At 56.6% G+C, this 3,725-nt stretch carries 4 protein-coding genes; 1 reads left to right on the forward strand and 3 read right to left on the reverse strand.

Annotated features, from left to right (window positions below):
• The 3 genes from ACWVCN_RS05525 to ACWVCN_RS05535 form a co-directional block, all read right to left on the reverse strand.
• On the reverse strand, positions 1–416 hold a 416-nt coding region (locus tag ACWVCN_RS05525), incomplete at its 3' end, for a dTMP kinase (protein WP_455244533.1).
• Positions 364–1,113 carry a dTMP kinase gene (gene tmk, locus ACWVCN_RS05530; protein WP_455244534.1) on the reverse strand — a complete coding sequence of 250 codons (750 nt, stop codon included), beginning with the start codon at positions 1,111–1,113 and terminating at the stop codon, positions 364–366. The genes tmk and ACWVCN_RS05525, both read right to left, overlap by 53 nt.
• On the reverse strand, positions 1,110–2,660 hold the full coding sequence (locus tag ACWVCN_RS05535; RefSeq protein ID WP_455244535.1) for a Ppx/GppA phosphatase family protein: 1,551 nt from the start codon (positions 2,658–2,660) through the stop codon (positions 1,110–1,112). Before ACWVCN_RS05535 ends, tmk begins: the two co-directional genes overlap by 4 nt.
• Positions 2,661–2,814: 154 nt before the next feature.
• On the opposite strand from ACWVCN_RS05535, the gene ACWVCN_RS05540 reads away from it, so the two are divergent.
• The gene (locus tag ACWVCN_RS05540) at positions 2,815–3,681 is read left to right on the forward strand and encodes an SDR family oxidoreductase (RefSeq protein WP_455244536.1); all 867 of its coding nucleotides are present in this window, start codon (positions 2,815–2,817) and stop codon (positions 3,679–3,681) included.
• Positions 3,682–3,725 lie beyond the last annotated feature (44 nt).

The raw sequence follows: 3,725 nt of genomic DNA on the forward strand, positions 1-3,725 counted from the left end.
ACCAAAGCAAACCCGAAGACGTCTCTGATCCACTTGCGGTCCCCGCCACGCACAAAGTCTCTGGCGAAGGCCGTATAGATGTATCGATCCGCCAGCACGATGAAGCCGGATCGCAGGGCCGGAATAATTTCATGCTCCAGCCGATCGGCAAAATCAGTTGCGTATAAGAGACTCAGCGACCAGCGATCGAGGATGTTGCCTTCTTTGGCGACCTCGATGGTCTTCGACATGAGATTGGACCTCGTCCATCCGGTGGTCAGGACGCCGTAGCCCTGCACTTCGAGCCATTCCTGCAGCATCTCGATGTGTGTCGAGCGGCCGACGCCGTCCGTGCCTTCGATCGCAATGAGCTTGCCTTTGAGGTCACTCGGATTTAGGTACGTCAAACCGTCGCCAAAATAATGAGCGTCGCCCATGTGTTCCCCGTTTTGGTCTGTAATCTTTCAATTTGTCGCCTACGAGACGGCGCATGATGTCCTGCTGCTCGCTGATATCCTTGGTTGCGTCCATCGTGATCAAACCGTATTCTTCCACGATCTTGTCGTACTGCGCGAGGATGCGTGATTGGAAGATGCGAAAGCTCTCGGTCAGGTCCTGGCTCAGGTTCATGTCCATTCCAGCTTCATAGTATTTGAACTGTCCCCTCGTTCCTCCGAGGAGCCTGGAGATGGCCACTTCGATCGGGACCTTGAAGTAGAAGGCCATATCGGGCTGGATCGCGAAGCTATACAGTTTGCGGACCCATTCGGAGGAGACGCCGCGAACGACGTCTCTCGCGAAGGCCGTATACATGTAACGATCTGCGAGGACGATCATACCGGCTTTGAGAGGAGGAAGAATCTCGTGATACAGCCGGCTCGCGAAGTCGGTGGCATGGAGGAGGCTGAATGTCGTCGGGGTGAGGCTTTTGTTCTTCTTGCCCTTCTTCGTCGTGTTCTTGACGAGATTGGACGAGTTCCATTCGGTAAAAAAGACCTTGTGGCCTTTCGATTCGAGCCATTTGTGAAGCAGCAAGAGTTGCGTGCTTTTCCCGGATCCGTCGATTCCCTCAACAATGATGAGTTTCCCGGGGTAGGGATGGGGTGCTGTCTGTCCGGGTGGCGTGGTGCTCATGCCGCGTCCTCATGGGCCTTCATTCTGAATTGTACCTTCCGGCGGAAGACTCTTTCAAAGAGGTCGGCGCGCCCTTTTGCCGCCCACAGCTCGAGCTGTGCATCACCGGTGATGTTTGCCGTGATCGTGATCGTGCGGCCGAGTTTTACGTCGACGGTGCGCACAACGGAAAAGTGTGTGCGATCCAGGCTGTCGGCAATCCGGAGGAGGGCTGACAGCACACGAACAGTCCTCTGGAGTTTCCTTGAAAGGGCCCGGAATCCGTCATGCTTGGCTTGCGGTATGGCGCGGCGGTGGTAGCGGGCGACGTTTGCAATCACGGCGATTGCTTCACTTGTCAGGCCTCCCAGTTCGCTATTCGTAATCAGGTAGTAGGCATGTTTGTGGTGCTGGCGTTCGCTGATGAGGTAGCCGATATCATGGAGGATCGCCGCATACTCCAGCCAATCCCGCTCCGTCTGGCCCAACCCGTGGAGCCGCTTGGTCTGGTCGAAGAGCCGTAAGGCAAGACTGGCAACGTGCAGACTGTGGACTTCTGGAGCCTGGCAACGGCGGGCCAGGGCGAGGACATTCCGTCGACGCAGGTCTGGAATCTCTGCTTCTGCCTTGATGCGTTCACGGTGGCGGACGATGAAGTCGTAGATGATGCCTTCGCGGATGGCCTTGTCGCACAGGATGACTTTGTCATGGCCTGACAATTCCATGAGGTGGCGAATGACGATCGTTGCGGGAAAGAGCGTATCGACACGTTTGGGATCAAGGCCCGGGATGGCCTGGCGTTCTTTGATGGTCGACTGCCGTAGGACTTGCTCGATGTCTTTCACCTCCTTCAAGGACACGGTAGCCAGGTTCAATTGTGTCAACGGACACTGTGTCCTCTTCAGATGGATGACCTCGGCCAGATTGCCTGCCATTCCCGATGTTGCGACCAAACTGTCAAAATGATTTATCTTGAACGACTCGAGGGCGTTCTTGAGTTGCGCGTCGACAAGGGATTCCAACGCGCGAAGCATGCCGTCTGACGGGGGGGTCCGTTTGAGAAATTGGTCGGCAAGTCTGATGGCGCCGAGTTTGAGGCTCTTTGCGTGGAGCATCTGGTCGCGGTTGCCGGTCATGAGTTCTACCGAGCCGCCGCCGACGTCGACGGCCAGGACCGGTTTCTCCGTCATGGGGACGCTGTTTTTGATACCCAGGAAGATGAGACGGGCTTCCTCCGGCCCGCTGATGACTCTGATTTTCAGCCCGGCCTTCTCTGCGACGAGCTTGATGAAGTCACCTCCGTTTTTCACCTCGCGGACCGCACTGGTGGCAACTGCGATGATCCGGTCATACCCTTTGTTCTTGGCCAGTGTGACGAGTCGGCTGATTACCTCGAGCCCCCGCGTCATGGCGTCATGGGAGAGCTGCTGGGTCGTGAAGGCTCCGTCGCCCAACCTGGTCATGTCCTTGAAGCGGTCGAGAATTTTGTAGCTGAAATCTGGCAGGGCCTCGGCGAGGACCATATGGATGGAGTTCGTCCCGATATCGATGACGGCAATTTTCGACATGCTATCTGCTCAGTGAGATGGGGATCGTTGCTGATTGGCTCGGACCGCATCGACCGAAAGCCGACGAATTGACCATATGTGATAGCTGTAGGACTGTCAAGGTGAAGAGGGATACGTTTCTGTTACAATTCGCGCGGATGTGAAAGGAGAGTTTATGTCAGAGAAGAAGGTCGAACGGTTCATCCTCATCACCGGCGCTTCGACGGGAATCGGCGCTGCCTGCGCATTGGGGTGTGCAAACCAAGGGATGACGGTCTTTGCCGGAGTTCGTAATGTACAGGACGGCGAAGCACTGAGAGAACGCGGCGGCACGATGATTATTCCGGTCCATCTCGATGTGACGGACAGCGAGTCGATTGCTCGAGCAGCTCAGGCCGTTGAACAACGAGTTGGTAAAAGAGGATTGAGCGGTTTAGTCAATAATGCCGGTGTCGCAATTGGCAGCCCGCTCGAACTGATACCCATCCCGCACCTGCGGAAACAATTGGAAGTCAATGTGGTCGGTCAGATCGCGGTGACGCAGGCTCTGCTTCCCTTGATTCGATCGGCGCGGGGCCGGATCGTCAACATGGGATCGATTGCGGGCCGGGGAACGATTCCCGTCATGGGTCCGTATTCTGCCTCCAAGTTTGCCTTGGAGGCCTTAACGGATGCGTTGCGAATGGAGTTGAGGCCCTGGGGGATCGAGGTGTCGATCATCGAGCCGGGCGCGATTGCCACTCCGATCTGGAATAAGTCGATACACCAGGCGCTGGAACTGGAAACCGTCGTCAGCGCCGAAGGCAGGCGTCTCTACGAGACGACGGTCCAGCGCGTGAAGAAAGCGGTGGAAGATGCCGCCAGCCGGGCGATTCCTGTCGATGCGGTGGTGGAAGTTGTGTTGCACGCCTTGACCGCTGCACGCCCGAAGACTCGTTATCTGGTGGGGAAGGACGCGAAAATTCGTGCGTTCATGGTGAAGTGGTTTCCCGACAGGGTGCAGGACTGGATTTTACAAAAGGCGATGAACCTGCCGTCGTAGGCGATGAGCGGAGGAGTGCGTTGACGGGAATGATCAGCCGACGA

This window comes from Petrachloros mirabilis (assembly GCF_975968855.1).

What these genes read in the sequence shown, in the direction of transcription:
- tmk (WP_455244534.1), bottom strand. Translation starts at nt 1,113, where the DNA reads ATGAGCACCACGCCACCCGGACAGACAGCACCCCATCCCTACCCCGGG.
- ACWVCN_RS05535 (WP_455244535.1), bottom strand. Translation starts at nt 2,660, where the DNA reads ATGTCGAAAATTGCCGTCATCGATATCGGGACGAACTCCATCCATATG.
- ACWVCN_RS05540 (WP_455244536.1), top strand. Translation starts at nt 2,815, where the DNA reads ATGTCAGAGAAGAAGGTCGAACGGTTCATCCTCATCACCGGCGCTTCG.